The following is a 19,258-nucleotide window of genomic DNA, read 5'->3' as shown; positions in this document are numbered from 1 at the left end:
CCTGCACCAGGTGGGCGGGGCACCGCCGTTTCGTATCGTGCCGTGGGTCAGCAGGTGCCCGCCGGGCGGGCCCGGGTCACCAGGTCCGTGTGGCCGGTGGTGCCGTCGATCCACACCACGCGCCGGCCGGTGTCGGCGGCGTGCCCGGTCTGCTCACCGCGGTTGCAGGAGACCCGCTTGAGGCCCTTGCCGTCCAGGTCGGTCTGCACCAGCTTGGTGAGGTTGCCGTTGCTCCAGCCGCGCTGCGGCTTCCACTGGGTGAGGGTCACCGCCGAGTCCGACGCGTCGACGTTCCAGAAGTACGCGCCCGCGGAGTCCTCGGGGATGATGTCCGTGAGGCCGGTGCCGTCCAGGTCGGCGCGGCGCAGGCCCATGCGGTTGTCGTCGGCGATGTCGTCGACCAGCCAGTACAGGTACTTCCCGTTGATCGCCGGGGTGGCGACGCCGAGGTCGGCCCCCTTGGCCGGGACCAGGGTCTGCTTGCCCGACTTCACGTCTGTGATCTCGGTCGAGATCCGCTGGACGCCGTCCTTGTCGACGTACACCTTGGCGTAGCCGAGCTTGTCGCCGCTGAGGGTGGGCAGGGCGGTGGCCATGTCGTAGCGGCCGCCGTCCACGAAGACCGGCTCGCGCTCGCCCTTGCGCAGGTACGCGACGCGCTGCTGGCCGTGCGGGCTGGACTCCTGCCAGGTCACGGTCCCGTTCGAGACATGCACGTTGGCGACGAGGGTGCCCGCCGACCACAGCTTCTTGACCGGGCCGCCCGCGAGCGGCCGCGACAGGACCTCCACGCTGGTCGGGCCGTACGCCACCCACACGACCGTCCTGCCGTCGGTGTCCGGGTAGACGTGGTAGCGGCCGTCGTTGGGGCTGATCAGCTTCTTCGAGCCCGTGCCGTCGGTGCGGCCCGCCCAGACGGAGAAGGCCTCCTGGCCCTCGTCGTCGGACTTCGACGCGGCCCACCAGCCGCCGCCCGCGCCCGCCCCTGTGTTCGGAAGGCTGCCGCCGATCCGGGTGGCGTTCACGTCACCCAGGAGCTTGTCGGAGTCGGCGCCGATGGCCTTCTCCCAGCCCTTGGTGATGCCGTGCGCGTCGAAGGCGCGGCGCACCGCGCGCAGCTTCGCGCCCTTGACGCCGAGGTCCTTGGCCGCGGCGACCACCGCGTTGCGGGCGTCGGTGTAGCCGTCGAGCGGCGTCAGATACTCGGCGAGCGCCTTGTAGACGATCCGGTCGGCGAGGGTGCCGCCGAGGTCCTCACGGATGTCCCACAGGGCGCCAGAGAAGATCGTCGAGTTGAGGTGCACACCGCCGCTGTCGGTGCCGATCGTGACGCCGAGGAAGTCCTTGGCGGTGGTGCGCCCGTCGTTGAGGTTGCGGAACGCGCAGGCCTCGGGCGCCTTGGTGCGGCACAGGTCCTCACCGATCAGGGCGGCCTTCGGGTCGCTCATCGGCGTCTTCGACGCGGTCACGTCGATGGCGTTGCCGAAGTAGTCGGCGACCGCCTCGTTCAGGGCGCCGGACTGGCCGACGTAGACCAGGCCCGCGGTGTGCTCGACGACGCCGTGCGTCATCTCGTGGCCGACCACGTCCAGGTCGGCGGAGAGGGTCTTGGTCTCCTCGTCGCCGCCGCCGTACACCATCTTCTGGCCGTCCCAGAAGGCGTTGACGAACGGGAGGCCGCCGTCGGTCACGCCCACCAGGGAGTTGATGGCCATGCCCTTGCCGTCGAGGCTGTCGCGGCCGTGCTTGTTCTTGTAGTAGTCGTAGACCTGCCCGGCCGCCCAGTGCGCGTCGACCGCCCCGGACTCGGTGGCGTCCTTGCCGAACTCCTTGGTCTTGGAGGCGACTTCGGAGATCCCGTTCGGCCAGCGGCCCGACGCCTCGTTCGCGTCGACGCCGCGCGCGTCCCAGGTGGTCAGCGCGTTCTTGCTGCCGCCCCACTGGTGGCGGTAGTCGCGCAGCTGGTACGCGTCCGACGCCGCGTCGTGGGTGACGTCCAGGCCGACCTTCGCGCCGTCCAGCTTGACGCCGCTGCCCGTCGTCCCCGGGAAGCCGTCGTCGACGGCCTGGATCCCGGAGTACTGGAGGACCGGGAAGCCGGAGGCGGTGTCGACGTACACCTCCTGCTTGATGGGGGCGCCGCTCACCGGGTCGGTGCCGGTGACGGTGACGTGGTACGTCAGGACGCCCTTGCCCTGGGGCAGGACGACCAGGCCGTGCGAGGAGCCGGAGAGCGGGGTGCCCTTGCGGTCCTTCTCCGCGCCCTTGGCGTTCTTGTCGGCCTTGGCGTTCTCGGCGTTCCTGGCGGACTTCGGGGCCAGCTTGGTCAGGCTGCCCGAGCGGCCGTCCCCGGCGGCCGTCGCGGCGACGGCCCGCGCCACGGCGGTCTTCTCCGAGACCTCGGCCTTCGTGCCGACCGTCAGGCCCGTGAAGTACTTGCCGGAGGTGCCGGTGACGACGCGCTCGCCGTCCTTCTTCTCCATCCGCACCAGGTACTGGCCGCCGAGCACGGGCAGGCCCTTGTGCTTCTGCTGGAAGCGGACGGTCTCGTCGCCGCCGTGCTTCAGCGTCTGATCGGTGGCCAGGTTCCGCCGCGGGTCCGGTATCTCGTACCGGCTCTTCTTGGCCGCGAGATGGCCGCGGGCCGCGTCGGCCGCGCTGCCGGAGTCCTTGGCGGCCTCCTCGATCCCGTCGACCAGGGCCGGGGTCTCGGTGCCCTTGCCGGGCAGGACCTCGGCGGGCTTCTCCCGCGGGGGCTCGTCGGCCGCCGCCGCGGCCGGGACCCCGGAGGCGAGCAGCGCCGCCGCGCCGAACAGCGCGGCACCCCCGGATATGCGTGATCTTCTTGCTCGCTCGCGTGACTTGCTCAACGTTCCCCTCCACGCGCAGAGACTGCGCACGTCCATAGAGCGCACGTCGTATACGTGCCGTACTCATGCAAGTCGTTGCCCGTATGTTGATCAAGGAATAACGACTGGTCACAAGTGGGGCCGCACACTTGTGTGCACGAAGGGGCGGGGTGAGACTTCCCGTCATGACCAAGGTGGGGAGCGGCAAGGGGAGCGCGCTGCGCGACCTGGGCCTGGGGGAGTCGGACGAGCGGGTGTACGGGGCGCTGCTGCGGCGGCGGGCCGCGGCGGCCCTGGACGCCGAACAGCTGCGGCGGGAACTGGGGCTCACACGGCGGGAGTTGGAACAGTCACTGTCCCGGCTGCGGGAGCACGGCTTCACGCTACCGGAGCCGGAGGCCACGCCCGGCGCGGGCCGTCCGCGGGCCGTGCTGCCGCGCCCGGTGCCGCCCGCGCCCGCCGTACGGGCCCTCATTCACCGAAGACAGGCGGAACTGCACCACCGGGCGGCGGAGTTGGAGCGCCTGCGGCGTGCCGCCGACGAGATCGCCGACCGCCTGGAGCCGGCCCCGGCGCCCGCGCCCGGCGCCGTCGCCGCGGTCGAGGCGGTCAGCGGGGCGGCCGCCGTCCGCCGGCGCGTGGACCAGCTGCTCGCCCGCGCCGACAGGCAGGTCCTGATCCTGGACCGGCCGCCCTACCCGGACTCATGGGCGGGCGCGGACCCCTTCGACGGCGTCGCGGCGCTCCTGGAGCGCGGGGTCGACGTGCGGGTCGTGCTCGCCCGTGAGGGGCTCGCGCACCCCGGGCGCGCCCGGCTGCTCGCGCCGCTGGTGGAGCGGGGGCTGCGGGTGCGGGTGGCGGCGGACGTGCCCACCAGGCTCATCGCGGTGGACGGCCGCGCCGCGCTGCTTCCGCCCGCCGGGGGCATGGAGCAGTCCCGCACCGGCACGGCCGTGCTGGTGCGGGACACAGTGCTGCAGAGCGTCTTCGCGCCGCTCTTCGAGGCGCTCTGGGAGAAGGCCCTGCCCCTCGGCGGCGCGGCGCCGCGCCTGTCCGACGAACACCGGGACCTCCTCGGCCTGTTGGCCGGGGGCTTCAAGGACGAGGCGATCGCCCGCCGCCTGGGAGTGCACGTCCACACGGCGCGGCGCCGCATCAGCCGCCTCCTGGACGACCTGGGCGCCGAGACCCGTTTCCAGGCGGGCGCCCAGGCCGTGCTGCGGGGGTGGCTCACCGGGCCGTAGCCTCCGGTGAGTGCCTCAGAAGGCGAAGACCTTCCCCTTGCCCAGGTCCAGGGCGCAGGGGTTGGCGAAGGTGTGCTCGTACGCGACCCGGCGGCCCTCCCACACGCCCTCGGCGGTGACCACGATCGGGTTCCACTCCTTGGTGCAGGGCCGGTTTGACGGCTTCTTCGTCACCTTGTCGAACTTCCCGCCGACCGACCGCAGCTGGTCGCACGCGGCGGCCGCGTCCGGGTGGCTGCCGACGCCGCCGGAGGAGCAGCCGAGCGTCACGGCCCGCTGGATGGAGGAGGTCTTGGCCGTCTCGCCGTAGCCGACGGTGAGGACGAGCTCGGAGGGTGCGTAGTACGCCCGGGCGTCGGCGGTCTCGGGCGCGGAACCGGTGGCCGCGGTGGCCGCGGTCGTCAGGCCGCCGAGTGCGAGGGCTGCGCCCAGCGCGATCCCACCAGTGATGTACCGCATTTCGAACACTCCCTTGCTGGTTGTTGCAGATAACGAACAGAACGGAACGGAGTCTTACCGACGGCGGCGCCCGAAAGCACATCGGGCGCTTACTTTCAGTCGTTGGTTGAGGACGGTGGGTAGTGGCGTGAAGTCATGTGCCGCGCCTGTCCGCCGGGGGGCCGGGCACCTGGTGTGGCCAGCGGGAAGGCGGGGCTTGGGGGAAATTTCCTGATCGCCGGGAATCGGTCGCTGTGGCCGCGGATGAGGGGTGCGGGGCGGTTCCCGCGCTCCGGCGGGGCGGTGGGAATGGCCGGAGGGTGCCCCTCGAACGCGACTTCGATCCCGCGCGGGCTCAAGTTCCGGTCAGCGCTTCGGCCAGTACCACAGGGGCTCGTCCAGCATGCTCTCCCGGCCCGCCACGTCCGTCCGGCCCGACTCCTTGACCAGCTCTATGGAGTTGACGTCCAGGCGGTGGCGGTGCGCGCCCTTGGCGACCGCGTCCGCGAGGTCCTGGGCGTGGGTCACCAGGACCACCTGGGTGTCCTTCGTCGCGGTGAGGATCAGCTCCGCGAGCGGGGGCAGCAGGTCGGGGTGGAGGCTGGTCTCCGGCTCGTTCAGGACCAGGAGCGAGGGCGGCCGGGGGGTGAGCAGCGCGGCGGTCCACAGCAGGTAGCGCAGCGTGCCGTCGGAGAGCTCGGCGGGGCCGAGGGGGCGGAGCAGGCCGCGCTGGTGCAGCTCGATCTCGAACCGCCCGCCGTTGTCGGCGATCCGCACCCGGCTGCCCGGGAAGGCGTCGGCCACCGCCGCGTCGAGGGCCTCGTCGTCGCCGGTCTCGCGGATCGTCTGGAGCGCGGCGGCGAGGTCGGCGCCGTCGTGCGCGAGCACCGGGGTGCGGGTGCCGATGCGGGCGGCGCGGGCGGGGGCGTCGGCGTCCGTGCGGACGTGGTCGTAGAACCGCCAGGAGCGGATCAGCTCGCGCAGCCTGAGCAGGTCGGGCGCGAGCTGCGGGTCCGCGAACTCGCTCAGCATGCTGTCGTACGGGCGGATGCCCTGGGAGCGGTGCCAGCCGCCGTCGGCCGTGCGGGTGCGGACCGCGGGGCCCGCGCGGTCGCAGAGCAGCGAGGCGGTCCGCAGGACCGGGCCCGCCCAGGTGGACTCCCGCTTGATCTCCGGGTCGAGCTGGAACATGGACGGCGCCCCGCCCGGCTGGGCTCCGCTGGACTGGGGCAGGCCGAAGTCGACCGCGTAGCCGAACTCGTCCCCGGAGAAGCCGAGTCGCAGGGCGGCGGGCTCGTCCTTCTTCTCGCCCGCCCACAGGGCGGAGGGCACGCCGCCCTCTCGGGCCAGGGCAGCCACCGCGCCCCCCTGGGCGGAGTCCGCCAGTAGCCGTAGGGCTCGGTACAGGCTGGACTTTCCTGTGCCGTTCGCTCCCGTGATGACGTTCAGTCTGTCCAGGGGGACGATCAGTTTGCGGAGGGAGCGGTAGTTTTCGACGGCGAGTGTGCGGATCATGCTTTTCAGGGTTGCAGGTGGGTCTGACACATGGGGGCTTCGCCCCCTTTCCCCCCCTTTGTCGGCGCTTCGCGCCTCGTCCTCAAGCGCCGGACGGGCTTTCAGTCCGGCGCCTGAGCTTCGCTGTCACCAAGGTGACGGCCGTTCCTGCCACCGCCCACGCCGACAGGACCAGGAGCGGGCCCGTGGTCGCGTTGCCCTTGAAGTACGCGATCGAGCGGGCCACCCACGTACCGGCGCCGGGCGGAAGCGCGGGGCCGATCGCCTTCCAGAACGGGGGCAGCATCGGCAGCGGGAAGGCGCCGCCCGCGCTCGGGTTGCCCGCGACCACGATGAGCAGCACGGCCAGGCCGATGCCGACGATGCCGGTGAGTTCCTCCAGGGCGAGGGTGATCGCGCCGACCGCGAAGGTGAGGAGCGCGCCCAGGCCCCACAGGCCCATGAGCGAGCCGGGCAGGGCGCCCAGGATCGGGCCGACGATGACCGCGCCGCCGATGCCGCCCGCGATCGAGAGCAGGGCCATGGCGCCGAGCCGGATCGCCGCGCGCTGCGGGGTCGCGGGCTTGGAGCCCGCGCTGATCGACATGATCGACGCGCACAGGTAGCCGCCCACGCACCAGCCGACGACCAGGTAGAACGACGAGAGCCCGTTGAAGTCCTGGGGCGAGGCGGCGGCCACGTCGACGGTCTTCACCGTGCGCTTCTGGGCGCCCTCGACCTCCGTGGTGATCAGGTCGAGGGCGTTGGCGAGGGCCTTGCCGCCGCCGGAGGCGACCAGGAGCGTGTCGGCCGTGCCGCGCGGGTCGACGATCAGGGCGCCGTCGATCTTCCGGTCCATGATCTGGTCGCGGGCCGCGGCCTCGTCCTTGACCACGCGCGGGTCGAGCGGCTTGCCGGGCAGCCCGGCGAGCTGGTCCTTGGCCTGCGCGGCCGCGGGGCCGGGGGCGACGACTCCGAAGGGCACGTCCTTCGGCTTCGGGTGGTGCAGCGCCCCTACGTAGGAGGTGATGAACAGCAGCTGCAGGGCGAGGACGCCGATGACGAGCAGGGCTGCTCGCGGGGTGACGGCGCTCTTCAGCTCGTCGGCGAAGGTCATGCCCCCACGCTCCGAGGTGCCGGGGGGCCACGCAGGCGGGGCGGGGCCGAACGGGTGGTCGAACTGATATTCGAACTTGGTCTATGGTGGAGGAGGGGGACGGGAAGCGGAAGGTTCAGGAGGTGCGTGTGCCCGGGTTCACGCATCTGCACATCGCCTCCGGGTTCTCCCTGCGGTACGGGGCCTCGCACCCGGAGTGGCTCGCCGAGCGCGCGTCGGAGCGGGGCATGGACGCGCTCGCGCTCACCGACCGGGACACCCTCGCGGGCACGGTCCGGTTCGCCAAGGCCTGCGAGAAGGCGGGGGTGCGGCCGCTGTTCGGTACGGAGCTCGCGGTGGACCCGCCGGAGCCGGGGGACCGCGACGGCCGGGGCGCGCGCCGCCGGACCCCCGTGCGCGGCGGCGCCTTCATCGACGAGTCGACCCCGCGCGTGACCTTCCTCGCCCGGGACGGCGCGGCGGGCTGGGCGGACCTGTGCCGCCTGGTCAGCGCCGCGCACCGGGACGGCGACGGCCACTTCGACGCCACCCGCCCTGCCACCGGCCCTGCCACCCGCCCCGCCACCGGCCACGCCCTCGGCGGCGGCCGCCCCGTGCTGCCCTGGACGGACTGCCACGGCGACGGTCTGACCGTGCTGCTCGGTCCCGCCTCCGACGTCGGCCGTGCGCTCGCCGCCGGGCGCCCCGACCGCGCGGCCCGGCTCCTCGCCCCCTGGCGCGAGCGGTACGGCGACGCGCTGCGGCTCGAAGCGGTGTGGCACGGCCGCACGGGCACCGGACCCGGCTCGCTCCGCCTGGCCGCCCGCACCGTCGGCTTCGCCGCCGAGCAGCGCCTGCGCCCCGTCCTGAGCAACGCCGTCCGCTACGCCGACCCGGGCCAGGGCCCCGTCGCCGACGTCCTGGACGCCGCCCGCCGCCTGGTGCCCATCGACCCGCGCGGTCAGCACGACGACGGCGAGCGCTGGCTGAAGGGCGAGGCCGCCATGCTGGGCGTCGCCGAGCGGGTCGTCGAGGCCGCCGGATTCCGCCGCGACACCGCGTACCGGCTCATCGAACAGACCCGGGCGGCCGCCGCCGAGTGCCTCGTCGACCCCCAGGAGGACATCGGCATCGGATCCGTGCGCTTCCCCGAGCCCGGCCTCGTCGGCGCCGGGCGCCGCACCGCGCAGCGCGTCCTCGCCTCGCGGGCCGCGGCGGGCATGGTCCTGCGCGGCCACGCGGGGAAGCGGGCGTACTGGGAGCGGATGCACCACGAGCTGGACATCATCGCCCACCACGGCTACGCCTCCTACTTCCTCACCGTCGCCCAAGTCGTCGACGACGTACGGGACCTGGGCATCCGCGTCGCGGCGCGCGGCTCGGGCGCCGGCTGCCTGGTCAACCACCTCCTCGGCATCGCGCACGCCGACCCCGTCGCGCACGGGCTGCTCATGGAGCGGTTCCTGTCCACGCGGCGCCGGGTCCTGCCGGACATCGACATCGACGTGGAGTCCGCGCGCCGCCTTGAGGTCTACCGGGCGATCATCGGCCGGTTCGGGCAGGAGCGGGTGGCGACGGTCGCCATGCCGGAGACGTACCGCGTCCGGCACGCGATCCGCGACGTGGGCGCCGCCCTGTCCATGGACCCCGCCGAGACCGACAGGCTCGCCAAGTCCTTCCCGCACATCCGCGCCCGCGACGCCCGCGCGGCGATGGCGGAGCTGCCGGAGCTGCGCGCGGTGGCGGCGGACGCGGAGCGGCACGGCCGCCTCTGGGACCTGGTCGAGGCGCTCGACGCGCTGCCGCGCGGCGTCGCCATGCACCCCTGCGGCGTCCTGCTCTCCGACGCCTCCCTCCTGGAGCGCACCCCCGTCGTGCCCACCAGCGGCGAAGGCCTGCCCATGTCCCAGTTCGACAAGGAGGACGTCGAGGACCTCGGCCTGCTCAAGCTCGACGTCCTCGGCGTGCGGATGCAGTCGGCGATGGCGCACGCGGTCGCCGAGGTCGAGCGGGCGACGGGGGAGCGGGTCGACCTGGACGACCCGCGCCAGGTGCCGGAGGGCGACGCGGCGACGTACCGGCTCATCCGCTCCGCCGAGACCCTGGGCTGCTTCCAGATCGAGTCGCCGGGCCAGCGCGACCTGGTGGGGCGGCTCCAGCCCGCGACCTTCCACGACCTGGTGGTGGACATCTCGCTGTTCCGCCCGGGCCCGGTCGCCGCCGACATGGTGCGACCGTTCATCGAGGCCAGGCACGGCCGCGCGCCGGTCCGCTACCCCCACCCCGACCTGGAGGAACCGCTGAAGGAGACGTACGGCGTCGTCGTCTTCCACGAGCAGATCATCCACATCGTCGACATCATGACGGGCTGCGGGCGCGACGAGGCGGACCGGGTGCGGCGCGGGCTCTCCGACCCCGAGTCGCAGGGCCGCATCCGCTTCTGGTTCGCGCAGGCGGCGGCCGCGAACGGGTACGACTCCGCGACGATCCGGCGCACCTGGGAGATCGTCGAGGCCTTCGGCTCGTACGGCTTCTGCAAGGCGCACGCCGTCGCCTTCGCCGTCCCCACGTACCAGTCCGCCTGGCTGAAGGCCCACCACCCGGCGGCCTTCTACGCGGGCCTGCTCACGCACGACCCCGGGATGTACCCCAAGCGGCTGCTGCTCGCGGACGCGCGGCGGCGCGGGGTGCCGGTCCTGCCCCTCGACGTGAACCGGTCCGCGGTCGCTCACCGTATCGAACTGGTGTCCGGTTCCCCGGATCGGTGGGGCGTACGGCTCGCGCTGTCCGACGTGCACGGCATCAGCGGGGCCGAGGCGGCGCGCGTCGCGGACGGGCAGCCGTACGCCTCGCTGCTCGACTTCTGGGAGCGGGCCCGGCCGAGCCGGCCGCTCGCCCAGCGGCTCGCCCAGGTCGGGGCGCTCGACGCCTTCGGCGCCAACCGCCGCGATCTGCAACTGCATCTGACGGAGCTTCAGCGCGGCGCGCGGGGAGGCGGCCCGCAACTGCCGCTGGACGGCGGCCGGAACACCGCCCCCGCCGGCCTGCCCGACCTCGACGAGACCGAGCGCCTGAGCGCCGAGCTCGGCGTGCTCTCCATGGACGCGTCCCGGAACCTGATGGACGACCACCGTGCCTTCCTCGACGAGCTCGGCGTCACCTCCGCGCGCCGCCTGCGCGCCGCGCGGCACGGCGACACGGTCCTGGTCGCGGGCGCCAAGGCCGCCACCCAGACCCCGCCGATCCGCTCCGGCAAGCGCGTCATCTTCACCACCCTCGACGACGGCACGGGCCTGGTCGACCTGGCCTTCTTCGACGACGCCCACGCCGCCTGCGCGCACACCGTCTTCCACTCCTGGCTGCTCCTGGTCCGCGGCGTGGTGCAGCGGCGCGGGCCGCGCAGCCTCAGCGTCGTCGGCGCGGCGGCGTGGAACCTCGCGGAACTCGTCGAGCTCCGCCGCGAGGGCGGCCTCGACGCGGTCGCCCCGCGCCTGGCCGAGCCTCCACCGAAGGGCCAGGGCGAGGGCCAGGACGGCGACCCGGCACGTGGCCGCCGCATCCACCTGCCGACCGGATACGAGCTCCACCCCTGGGCCGATCTGCGGCCCGCGGGTCAAGACCCTTCACAGACACGGAAGTTGTGGCACCAGAGCCCGGGGAGTGCGGGATGACCATCCTCTGCGTACGTTTCCAGCTGCCGCCGATGTACGAGGCGGCCCTGCCGGGGCTTCTCGGGCTCCTCGAGGAGTTCACCCCGGTCGTCGAGGCGCTGCCGCCGGACGGCGCCCTCGCCGACCTGCGGGGCGCCGAGCGGTACTTCGGACGCGGCGCCGCGGACCTCGCGTCGGTGATCCGGGTCCGGGCCCTCGCGCTGCACGGCGTCGACTGCGTGATCGGCGCCGGTCCCGGACCGCTGCTCGCCCGCATGGCGCTGCGCGACGCCCGGCCCGGGGCGACCTGCGCCGTGCCCGGCGACGCCGCGGCGGAGTTCCTCGCCGGCAAGCCCGTCGCCGCGCTCCCGGGCGTCGGCCCCGCGACCGCCCGCACCCTGTGCGCGTACGGCCTCGACACCCTCGGCCGGGTCGCCGCCGCACCCCTGTCCACGCTCCAGCGCCTGGTCGGCGCGAAGGCGGGCCGCGAGCTGCACGAGAAGGCGAACGGCGTCGACCGCGGCCGGGTGGTCCCGAACGCGGTCTCCCGCTCCCTGGCCACCGAACGCGCCTTCCCCCACGACGAGCTGGACCCCGAAAGGCACCGCCGCGCCCTGCTCTCGGCCGCCGAGGAACTGGGCACCCGCCTGCGCGCCCTCGACAAGGTCTGCCGCACCCTGACCCTCACCGTCCGCTACGCCGACCGCTCCGCGACCACCCGCAGCCGGGCCCTGAAGGAGCCGACCGCGCACTCGGCGGCGCTGACGAAGGCGGCGTACGGCATGTACGAGGCACTCGGCCTGCAGCGCGCCCGCGTCCGGGCGGTCGCCCTGCGCGCCGAGGGCATCGGCCCCGCCGAGCAGGCCTCCTACCAGCTCACCTTCGACCCCGCCGACGAGCGGGCCCGCCGCATCGAGGCAGTGGCCGACCGGGCGCGGGCCCGGTTCGGACCCGGGGCGATCGTGCCCGGGGCACTGGCCGCGTAGGGTGACGGACCGTGCCTGCCGAGCCCGCCGCCCCCGCCGCCCGTGACCTCGCCGACCTGCCCTACGCGCACCGGCTCGCCCCCTTCTCGGGCGAGCTCGGCCGCGAGGGCGACCACGAACACGCGCACTTCGACGGGCGCGGCTTCGCCGGCGTGGACGGCGGCAGCACCGTCTTCGTCGAGTGCGCCCTCACCTCGGTGACCTTCGACGGCGGGCGCTACCGCAGGGCCCGCTTCGACGACGTCTGGACGCACCAGGTCCGCTGGGTGGGCGCCGACCTCGCCGAGACCGACTGGACGGACTGCGAGGCGGGCGCGGGGCTGCTCGCCGGGGTGGAGCTGTTCGGCGCGCGGCTGCGCCGGGTGACGTTCCACCACTGCAAGTTCGACTCGGTCAACCTGCGCGCGGCCGAGCTGCGCGACGTCGCCTTCGTGGACTGCCTGCTGCGCGACGTGGACTTCGGCGGCGCGCGCTTCAAGGGGGTCTCCTTTCCCGGTACGACGCTGGAGCGCGTCCGCTTCGACAACGTCACCGTGGACCGGGCCGACCTGAGCGGGGCGGCGTCCCTCGGCATCGCCTCCGGCCTCGAGGCGCTGCGCGGGGCCACGATCAGCGGCCTGCAGCTGGTCGAGCTCGCCCCGGCGCTCGCGGAGATGGCCGGCCTGAGGGTGACGGACGGCTGACCCCCTGAGGGCGCACCGGGCACCGAGCCCGTGATCCGCGCCAGGGGGTGGTCGTTACCCGGACGTCGCACCCCCTGAGCCGCGAGGAGACCACCCGATGCCGTCCTGGAGCCGAGCGCCGCGCGCACTCGCCGCCGCCCTCCTGATCGCGGGCGCCGCCGCGCTCGCCCCCACCGCCACGGCCGCCGGGTCCCGCGTCACGGGCGCCGCCGCGTCGAGCGGCTGGAACGACTACGGCTGCGAGCCCTCCGCCGCCCACCCCCGCCCGGTCGTCCTCGTCCACGGCACCTTCGCGAACTCCGTGAACAACTGGCTGGTCCTCGCGCCCTACCTGGTCGCGCGCGGCTACTGCGTCTTCTCGCTCGACTACGGCCAACTGCCGCACGTGCCCCTCGTGCACGGGCTCGGCCCGGTCGACAAGTCGGCCGAGCAGCTCGACGCGTACGTCGACAAGGTGCTCGCGGCGACGGGCGCCGAGGAGGTCGACCTCGTCGGGCACTCGCAGGGCGGCATGATGCCCCGCCACTACCTCAAGTTCCTCGGCGGCGCCGAGAAGGTGAACGCGCTCGTCGGCATCGCGCCCGACAACCACGGCACGACCGTCCTCGGCCTCACCGCGCTCCTGCCCTACGTCCCGGGCGCCGCGGACCTGCTCACCACGGCCACGCCGGCCATCGCCGACCAGCTCGCGGGCTCCGCGTTCCTGACCGAGCTGAACGAGGGCGGCGACACCGTGCCGGGCGTGCGCTACACCGTCATCGCCACCCGGTACGACGAGGTGGTCACCCCGTACCGCTCGCAGTTCCTCGACGGGCCCGGCGTACGCAACGTACTCGTCCAGGAGCTGTGTCCCGTCGACCTCTCCGAGCACGTGGCGGTGGGCGTCCTGGACCGGGTCGCGCACCACGAGGTCGCGAACGCGCTGGACCCGGCGCACGCGACCCCGACGACCTGCCTGTCCTAGCGGTTCCGGCGGCTTCCGGCGGTGCTAGCGGTTCGTGGTGGTGCGGCGGCGTGCCGCCACGAACAGCGCGGCCGAGCCGAGCGCGAGCGCCGCGGCCCCGCCGACGGCGTAGTACGTCGTGGAGCTGTCCCCGCCGGTCTCGGCGAGGTGGTCGCCGGTGGCCGCGACCGGCTTCGCGGCGCCGCCCCTGGCCTCGGGCCGGTTGCCGGTGTCGGCCGCGCCCGCCTTGAGCTCCTTCGGCCCGTCGATGTCACCGTGGCCGTGGTGCTCCACGGTGGATTTGGCCGCGCCGTCGGCGATGTCCCGCTCCGACGGGGCCGCGGCGGCGGAGGTGCCGCCGCGCTTGCCGAAGACGACGTCCGAGCAGGTGTAGAACGCCTCGGGGGAGTCGGACCGCTGCCAGATCGAGTAGACGAGGTGCCGCCCGGACTTGGCGGGGACGGTGCCGCTGAACACGTAGGAGCCGTTCACCAGCTTCGGGTCCGTGACCTTCGCGAACGGCTTCTTCTCCAGGTCCGACCACTTCAGGGGCTTGGCCGGGTCGTACGCGTCCTTCGTGACGTACAGCTCGAAGGAGCCGCGGTGCGGGGCCGTGGCCCGGTAGCGGAAGGTGTGCTTCCCGGCGCTGAGCCGGGTCGAGGGCCAGTCGGTGCGGGGCAGGTCGAGCCCCTTGTACTTGGCGTTCCCCGCGCTGCACAGCTTGCCGTCCGGGATGATCTGCTTCGACCTGCCCGCGGCGTTGGCGATGTTGACCTCGTTCCAGTCGTACAGCGGCTGGGTGCCGCCCGCCCGTACGAGCGCCTTGCAGGCCGCCGACTTCGGCGCCTCGGGCCCTTCCTGGAAGCACGCGGCCACCCGGCTCACCGGGTCCGTCATCGACCCGTGCGCGGCGGCGGGCGCGGCGGCGAGCACGGAGAGGGCGAGCGGTGCGACACCTGCGGTGGCGATCGCGGCGGCCTTGCGGGCAGCAGTCATGGGGGATCTCCTAGGCGACGTACGGGGTGGGGGAGGCGGGGCGAAAACCCCGCGGCGATCAGCAAGTTAGCCCCCACCGGTCCCGAAATCCCCTGCTGGAAGGGGCCGCAGGCGATCCTTATGCTCCTGTTAAGGACCCCCTCAGCCTCCCCTCAGGTCACCCACCGGTACCGCCGCTCCGGCCGCCCCGCCCCGCCGTACTTCAGGGTCACCTCCGCGCGGCCCGTCGACGCGAAGAACTCCAGATAGCGGCGGGCGCTGACGCGGGAGAGGCGGCCCGCCTCGGCGCACTCGGACGCGGAGAGCCCCGCGGGGTGGGCCCGCAGGGTGTCGGCGACCAGGTCCGCGGTGTGCGGGGCGAGGCCCTTGGGGAGCCCGCGGGAGCCGGGCGGGCGGGCGCCGAAGATCTGGTCGACGTCCTCCTGGCGGGCCTCGGCGAGGCCGTCGAGGCGGGCGCGCAGGGCCGCGACGTGCCGCAACTGCTCGCTCAGCGCCGCCTGGTTGAACGGCTTGATGAGGTAGTGCAGGGCCCCGGCGCGCAGCGCGGCGCGGACGACGCCCGCGTCCCGCGCCGCCGTGATGAACAGGACGTCCGCCGGGGCCCGCCCCGGGTCGAGGCCCTCCGCCGCGCGCAGTTCGCGCAGGACCGCGATGCCGTCCATGTCCGGCAGATAGACATCGAGGAGCACCAGATCGGGGCGGAGCCGCTCCGCCGCGCGCAGCGCCTCGGCGCCGCTGTGGGCCACGCCCGCCACCGAGAAGCCGGCCACCGTCGTGACGTACCGGCTGTGCAGCTTGGCGACCATGAAGTCGTCGTCGACGACCAGGACCCGTGTCATCGCCGCAGGCTACGAGCGCGACCACAAGGACCACAACGTCCGTTGGTTCCGGAAGAGAGACAGCTTCTTAACGCGTGGGCAACATGTGGGCCACTTCACACACTTAACGGTCAGACAGGTGGTGGCCCCCGTGCGACTCCGCACCCCCCGGCGCCTGCGCGTCCCCCTCGCCCTGTGCGGGGCCGCGCTGCTCGTGCTCGTGGCGCCGCCGCTGCTCACCCCCGGCAGCGGCGCCGACACCGGCACGCGGATCCCCGGCCTGCGCTTCATGGTCCCCAACACCCCCGGCGGCGGCTACGACATCACCGCCCGCACCGCCGCGAAGAACGCCGAGGACGCCGGACTCACCCACAACATCGAGGTGTTCAACCTGCCCGGCGCGGGCGGCACCGTCGGCCTCAGCCGCCTCGTCGGCGAGCACGGCAACGGCAGGCTCGCCATGTCCATGGGCCTCGGCGTCGTCGGCGCCGCCCGCTCCAACCACGCCCCCAAGACGCTCGCCGACACCACCCCCATCGCCCGGCTCACCGAGGAGCAGGACGTCGTCGTGGTGTCGAAGAGCTCCCCGTACAGGACCATCGGCCAGCTCGTCGACGCGTGGCGCAAGCGGCCCGGCAAGATGCCCGTCGGCGGCGGCTCGTCCCCCGGCGGCCCCGACCACATCGCGCCCATGCTGATGGCCCGCGCCGCCGGAATCCCCCCGAAGGACGTGAACTACGTGCCCTTCGACGGCGGCGGCGAACTCCTCGCCTCGATCCTCGGCAACAAGGTCGCCTTCGGCGTCTCCGGCGTCGGCGAGTACCTCGACCAGATCAAGTCCGGCGAGCTGCGCCTGCTCGCCGTCACCGGACCCGAGCGGGTCGAGGGGCTCGACGGACCCACCCTCAAGGAGTCCGGCTACGACGTGAACTTCACCAACTGGCGCGGCATCGTCGCCCCGCCCGGCCTCTCCGACGCCGAACGCGACAAGCTCACCGGCCTGATGCGGAAGCTGCACCGCTCCAAGGAGTGGCGCGCCTCCCTGAAGAAGAACGGCTGGGACGACGCCTTCCTCACCGGCGACGCGTTCGGCGACTTCCTCGCCGCCCAGGACAAGCGCGTCGTGTCCGTCCTGAAGGAGCTGGGCCTGTGACCACCACCGAACCGCCCGCGCCAGGGGCCGCCACCCGCCGCGCCTGGCTGCGCGAGCACTCCGAACTCGGCGTCTGCGTCATGCTGCTCGCGCTCGGCGCGGTCGTCCTCACCGACGCGCTCACCATGGACGTCGCCATCGCCCAGCGCGGCCCCATCGGCCCGCGCACCGTCCCCGTCGCCGTCGGATGCGGACTCCTCGTCATCTCCGTGCTGCTCGCGATCGACGTCCTGCGCGGCGGCCGCGGCCAGGCCGAGGGCGGCGAGGACGTCGACCTGTCCGAACCCGCCGACTGGCGCACCGTCCTGCTGCTCGCCGGCGTCTTCCTCGCCACCGCCGTCCTCATCGACCCCGTCGGCTTCCCCGTCGCGGGCGCCTTCCTCTTCTGGGGCGCCGCCTACGCCCTCGGCAGCCGCGCCTTCGAACGCGACCCGCTGATCGCCGCGGCCCTGTCCGTGGCCACGTACGCCGTCTTCAACAACCTGCTCGGAGTGCCGCTGCCCGGCGGCCCGCTGATGGGAGTGCTGTGACATGAACGCCTTCAGCTCCCTCATGGACGGCTTCGGCACCGCCCTCACGCCGATCAACCTGCTCTGGGCCGCCGTCGGCGTCCTCCTCGGCACGGCCATCGGCGTCCTGCCCGGCATCGGCCCCGCGATGGCCGTCGCGCTGCTGCTCCCGGTGACATACGGGCTCGAACCCACCGGCGCGTTCATCATGTTCGCGGGCATCTACTACGGCGCGATGTTCGGCGGCTCCACGACCTCCATCCTCCTCAACACCCCCGGCGAGAGCGCCGCCGTCGTCGCCGCCATGGAGGGCAACCCCATGGCCAAGTCGGGGCGCGGCGCGCAGGCCCTCGCGGCCGCCGCCATCGGCCACTTCGCGGGCGGCATGATCGGCACGGTCCTGCTCGTCGCGCTCGCCCCGAAGGTCGCCGACCTCGCCGTCGACATCGGCGCGCCCGACTACTTCGCCATCATGGTCCTCGCGTTCATCGCCGTGACGTCGGTCCTCGGCTCATCCCGCATCCGTGGCCTCGCCTCCCTCCTGATCGGCCTGACCCTCGGCCTGGTCGGCCTCGACCAGATGACCGGACAGCAGCGCCTCACCTTCGGCTCCCTCCAACTCGCCGACGGCATCGACGTGGTGATCGTCGCCGTGGGCCTCTTCGCCATCGGCGAGGCCCTCTGGGTGGCGGCCCACCTGCGCCGCACCAGCGGCCAGGCCATCCCCGTCGGCCGCCCCTGGCTCGGCAAGCAGGACGTCAAACGCACCTGGAAGTCCTGGCTGCGCGGCCCCCTCATCGGCTTCCCGTTCGGCGCGATCCCCGCGGGCGGCGCCGAGATCCCCACCTTCCTGTCGTACGTCACCGAGAAGCGCCTGTCGAAGCACAAGGACGAGTGGGGCAAGGGCGCCATCGAGGGTGTGGCAGGCCCCGAGTCGGCGTCATCGGCGTCGGCGGCGGGCACCCTGGTCTCGATGCTGACGCTCGGCCTGCCCACGACCGCGGTCGCCGCCGTCATGCTCGCCGCCTTCCAGCAGTACGGCATCCAGCCGGGCCCGCTCCTCTTCGAGCGCGAGTCCGAGCTGGTCTGGGGCCTGATCGCGTCCCTCTTCGTCGGCATGGTGCTGCTCCTGGCCCTCAACCTGCCGCTGGCCCCCGTGTGGGCGAAGCTCCTGCGCATCCCGCGCCCGTACCTGTACGCGGGCATCCTCTTCTTCGCCGCGGTCGGCGCGTACGCGGTCGGCGGCGAGGCCCTCGACCTGGTCATCCTGCTCGTCATCGGCCTGATCGGCTTCGGCATGCGGCGCTACGGACTGCCCGTGCTGCCCGCCGTCATCGGCGTCATCCTCGGCCCGAACGCCGAGCAGCAGCTGCGCCGCGCCCTGCAGATCAGCGACGGCAGCGTGCGCGGCCTGGTCGACACGCCGTTCTCCGTGACGGTGTACGCCCTGATCGCCCTGATCCTGCTGTGGCCGCTGCTGCGGAAACTGGCGCGCGGTGTCCTGAACTCCCGCCGTACGGTGAAGGAATGACCGAAAAGATCACCGAGGGCGGGCCGGCCGCCACCGCCATCCGCCTCGCCACCGCCGCCGACGTGCCCGCCGTGAAGGCGATCACCGACGCGGCGTACCACCACTACATCGACCGCATCGGCCGCGTGCCCGCCCCCATGGAGGCGGACCACGCGGCGGACGTGGCGGCGGGGCGGGTGTACGTCACCGGGGACCCGGTCGTCGGCCTCGTGGTCGTCTACGCGTACGAGGACCACCTCTACCTCGACAACATCGCGGTCAGCCCCGACGCGAAGGGCACGGGCCTCGGCCGCCGCCTCCTGGAATTCGTCGACGCACACGCGCGTGCGCTCAAGCTCCCCGAAATCAGGCTCTACACCAACGCGATGATGTGGGAGAACCAGAAGATGTATCCGCGCTTCGGCTACGACTTCGTGGAGCGGCGCGTCGAAGGCATCTACGACCGCTTCCACTACCGCAAGCGGCTCGACGGCTGAGCGCGTCCGGGGCCCGGCCGGCGGGCCGGGCCCGGCTCAGCCGCCCGGCCACCAGGTGCGCAGCACGTCTCTGCGCACCTCGGGCCGCTCGCGCGGCACCCGCTCCTCGGCCTCCCGCCCCTCCCGCGCACGGCGCACGGCGGACTTCACGACGGTCTTGTGCACGGTCACTCGGCGCATGACGGCCTCCCTGCCTACCGGTCTTGCCGTACCCACCGATTACCTCGGCGACACGGATACAGACCTGTCCGGCGAGCGTTTCTCATCGGCGGCCGATTGTCAGTGGCGGGTGTCACGATCGGTACGGGAACGGATGGTGGGGTCGGGGTCCCTCGCGGGGGGCGCCCCAGACCCGCCCCTTCCCGAAACTAGGGGCTCCGCCCCTAGGACCC

The 19,258-nt window shown here is 73.4% G+C and carries 16 protein-coding genes; 9 read left to right on the top strand and 7 right to left on the bottom strand.

The annotated features are described in order from the left end of the window. Positions 1-47 precede the first annotated feature (47 nt). Positions 48-2,870, bottom strand: coding sequence for a M4 family metallopeptidase (locus tag ACFWZ5_RS37460; RefSeq protein ID WP_384797004.1), 2,823 nt, complete (start codon positions 2,868-2,870; stop codon positions 48-50). 164 nt (positions 2,871-3,034) lie between these two features. On the opposite strand from ACFWZ5_RS37460, the gene ACFWZ5_RS37455 reads away from it, so the two are divergent. Then, positions 3,035-4,093 (top strand): hypothetical protein, encoded by a 1,059-nt coding sequence (locus ACFWZ5_RS37455; RefSeq protein ID WP_384797001.1) that lies wholly within the window; start codon positions 3,035-3,037, stop codon positions 4,091-4,093. Positions 4,094-4,108: 15 nt separating this feature from the next. Here the strand turns inward: ACFWZ5_RS37455 and ACFWZ5_RS37450 are convergent, their stop codons facing one another. The 3 genes from ACFWZ5_RS37450 to ACFWZ5_RS37440 all read right to left on the bottom strand — a co-directional run bounded on the left by ACFWZ5_RS37450 (position 4,109) and on the right by ACFWZ5_RS37440 (position 7,142). Next, complete coding sequence (locus ACFWZ5_RS37450; RefSeq protein ID WP_384796998.1) at positions 4,109-4,552, bottom strand: subtilase-type protease inhibitor; 444 nt, start codon at positions 4,550-4,552, stop codon at positions 4,109-4,111. Positions 4,553-4,897: 345 nt separating this feature from the next. Then, a complete protein-coding gene (locus tag ACFWZ5_RS37445; protein WP_384796995.1) occupies positions 4,898-6,046 on the bottom strand; it encodes an AAA family ATPase in 1,149 nt (382 codons plus the stop codon). Between the two features lie 82 nt (positions 6,047-6,128). Next, positions 6,129-7,142: a DUF3533 domain-containing protein gene (locus ACFWZ5_RS37440; RefSeq protein ID WP_384796992.1), complete on the bottom strand. Its 1,014-nt coding sequence runs from the start codon at positions 7,140-7,142 to the stop codon at positions 6,129-6,131. A gap of 128 nt (positions 7,143-7,270) precedes the next feature. On the opposite strand from ACFWZ5_RS37440, the gene ACFWZ5_RS37435 reads away from it, so the two are divergent. The 4 genes from ACFWZ5_RS37435 (at position 7,271) to ACFWZ5_RS37420 (ending at position 13,404) form a co-directional block, all read left to right on the top strand. Next, positions 7,271-10,792, top strand: a complete 3,522-nt coding sequence (locus tag ACFWZ5_RS37435) for a DNA polymerase III subunit alpha (protein WP_384796989.1) — start codon at positions 7,271-7,273, stop codon at positions 10,790-10,792. Beyond that, the gene (locus ACFWZ5_RS37430) at positions 10,789-11,757 is read left to right on the top strand and encodes a hypothetical protein (protein ID WP_384796986.1); all 969 of its coding nucleotides are present in this window, start codon (positions 10,789-10,791) and stop codon (positions 11,755-11,757) included. Before ACFWZ5_RS37435 ends, ACFWZ5_RS37430 begins: the two co-directional genes overlap by 4 nt. 11 nt (positions 11,758-11,768) lie before the next feature. Further along, on the top strand, positions 11,769-12,440 hold the full coding sequence (locus ACFWZ5_RS37425) for a pentapeptide repeat-containing protein (protein WP_384796983.1): 672 nt from the start codon (positions 11,769-11,771) through the stop codon (positions 12,438-12,440). 97 nt (positions 12,441-12,537) lie between these two features. Then, positions 12,538-13,404 carry an esterase/lipase family protein gene (locus ACFWZ5_RS37420; RefSeq protein ID WP_384796980.1) on the top strand — a complete coding sequence of 289 codons (867 nt, stop codon included), beginning with the start codon at positions 12,538-12,540 and terminating at the stop codon, positions 13,402-13,404. Positions 13,405-13,428: 24 nt separating this feature from the next. Here ACFWZ5_RS37420 and ACFWZ5_RS37415 read toward each other — a convergent pair whose 3' ends face one another. Continuing rightward, positions 13,429-14,379, bottom strand: coding sequence for a lytic polysaccharide monooxygenase (locus tag ACFWZ5_RS37415; RefSeq protein WP_384796977.1), 951 nt, complete (start codon positions 14,377-14,379; stop codon positions 13,429-13,431). A gap of 152 nt (positions 14,380-14,531) precedes the next feature. Next, positions 14,532-15,218 carry a response regulator gene (locus ACFWZ5_RS37410; RefSeq protein WP_384796974.1) on the bottom strand — a complete coding sequence of 229 codons (687 nt, stop codon included), beginning with the start codon at positions 15,216-15,218 and terminating at the stop codon, positions 14,532-14,534. Positions 15,219-15,336: 118 nt separating this feature from the next. Between ACFWZ5_RS37410 and ACFWZ5_RS37405 the strand changes: the two genes are divergently transcribed. From ACFWZ5_RS37405 to ACFWZ5_RS37390, 4 genes are read left to right on the top strand one after another with little or no spacing between them, the layout of a single operon-like run. Further along, positions 15,337-16,350: a Bug family tripartite tricarboxylate transporter substrate binding protein gene (locus tag ACFWZ5_RS37405; RefSeq protein ID WP_384796970.1), complete on the top strand. Its 1,014-nt coding sequence runs from the start codon at positions 15,337-15,339 to the stop codon at positions 16,348-16,350. Continuing rightward, a complete protein-coding gene (locus ACFWZ5_RS37400; protein WP_384796967.1) occupies positions 16,347-16,880 on the top strand; it encodes a tripartite tricarboxylate transporter TctB family protein in 534 nt (177 codons plus the stop codon). Before ACFWZ5_RS37405 ends, ACFWZ5_RS37400 begins: the two co-directional genes overlap by 4 nt. 1 nt (position 16,881) lies before the next feature. After that, positions 16,882-18,390 carry a tripartite tricarboxylate transporter permease gene (locus ACFWZ5_RS37395; RefSeq protein WP_384796964.1) on the top strand — a complete coding sequence of 503 codons (1,509 nt, stop codon included), beginning with the start codon at positions 16,882-16,884 and terminating at the stop codon, positions 18,388-18,390. Next, positions 18,387-18,866, top strand: coding sequence for a GNAT family N-acetyltransferase (locus tag ACFWZ5_RS37390; RefSeq protein ID WP_384796961.1), 480 nt, complete (start codon positions 18,387-18,389; stop codon positions 18,864-18,866). The genes ACFWZ5_RS37395 and ACFWZ5_RS37390 overlap by 4 nt, the downstream gene beginning before the upstream one ends. 36 nt (positions 18,867-18,902) lie before the next feature. Here ACFWZ5_RS37390 and ACFWZ5_RS37385 read toward each other — a convergent pair whose 3' ends face one another. Further along, positions 18,903-19,046, bottom strand: coding sequence for a hypothetical protein (locus ACFWZ5_RS37385; RefSeq protein WP_384796958.1), 144 nt, complete (start codon positions 19,044-19,046; stop codon positions 18,903-18,905). Positions 19,047-19,258: the final 212 nt, after the last annotated feature.

The organism is Streptomyces sp. NPDC059003, assembly GCF_042740445.1.
Lineage (GTDB): Bacteria > Actinomycetota > Actinomycetes > Streptomycetales > Streptomycetaceae > Streptomyces.
The sequence above is the reverse complement of the archived record's forward strand: the minus strand, read 5'-3'. Positions and strand labels throughout refer to the sequence as shown.

Bases quoted from the DNA above. Each gene is read 5' to 3' on its own strand.
- ACFWZ5_RS37450 (WP_384796998.1), bottom strand. From the start codon at position 4,552: ATGCGGTACATCACTGGTGGGATCGCGCTGGGCGCAGCCCTCGCACTC.
- ACFWZ5_RS37415 (WP_384796977.1), bottom strand. From the start codon at position 14,379: ATGACTGCTGCCCGCAAGGCCGCCGCGATCGCCACCGCAGGTGTCGCA.
- ACFWZ5_RS37445 (WP_384796995.1), bottom strand. From the start codon at position 6,046: ATGATCCGCACACTCGCCGTCGAAAACTACCGCTCCCTCCGCAAACTG.
- ACFWZ5_RS37390 (WP_384796961.1), top strand. From the start codon at position 18,387: ATGACCGAAAAGATCACCGAGGGCGGGCCGGCCGCCACCGCCATCCGC.
- ACFWZ5_RS37430 (WP_384796986.1), top strand. From the start codon at position 10,789: ATGACCATCCTCTGCGTACGTTTCCAGCTGCCGCCGATGTACGAGGCG.
- ACFWZ5_RS37420 (WP_384796980.1), top strand. From the start codon at position 12,538: ATGCCGTCCTGGAGCCGAGCGCCGCGCGCACTCGCCGCCGCCCTCCTG.
- ACFWZ5_RS37395 (WP_384796964.1), top strand. From the start codon at position 16,882: ATGAACGCCTTCAGCTCCCTCATGGACGGCTTCGGCACCGCCCTCACG.
- ACFWZ5_RS37410 (WP_384796974.1), bottom strand. From the start codon at position 15,218: ATGACACGGGTCCTGGTCGTCGACGACGACTTCATGGTCGCCAAGCTG.
- ACFWZ5_RS37440 (WP_384796992.1), bottom strand. From the start codon at position 7,142: ATGACCTTCGCCGACGAGCTGAAGAGCGCCGTCACCCCGCGAGCAGCC.
- ACFWZ5_RS37385 (WP_384796958.1), bottom strand. From the start codon at position 19,046: ATGCGCCGAGTGACCGTGCACAAGACCGTCGTGAAGTCCGCCGTGCGC.
- ACFWZ5_RS37455 (WP_384797001.1), top strand. From the start codon at position 3,035: ATGACCAAGGTGGGGAGCGGCAAGGGGAGCGCGCTGCGCGACCTGGGC.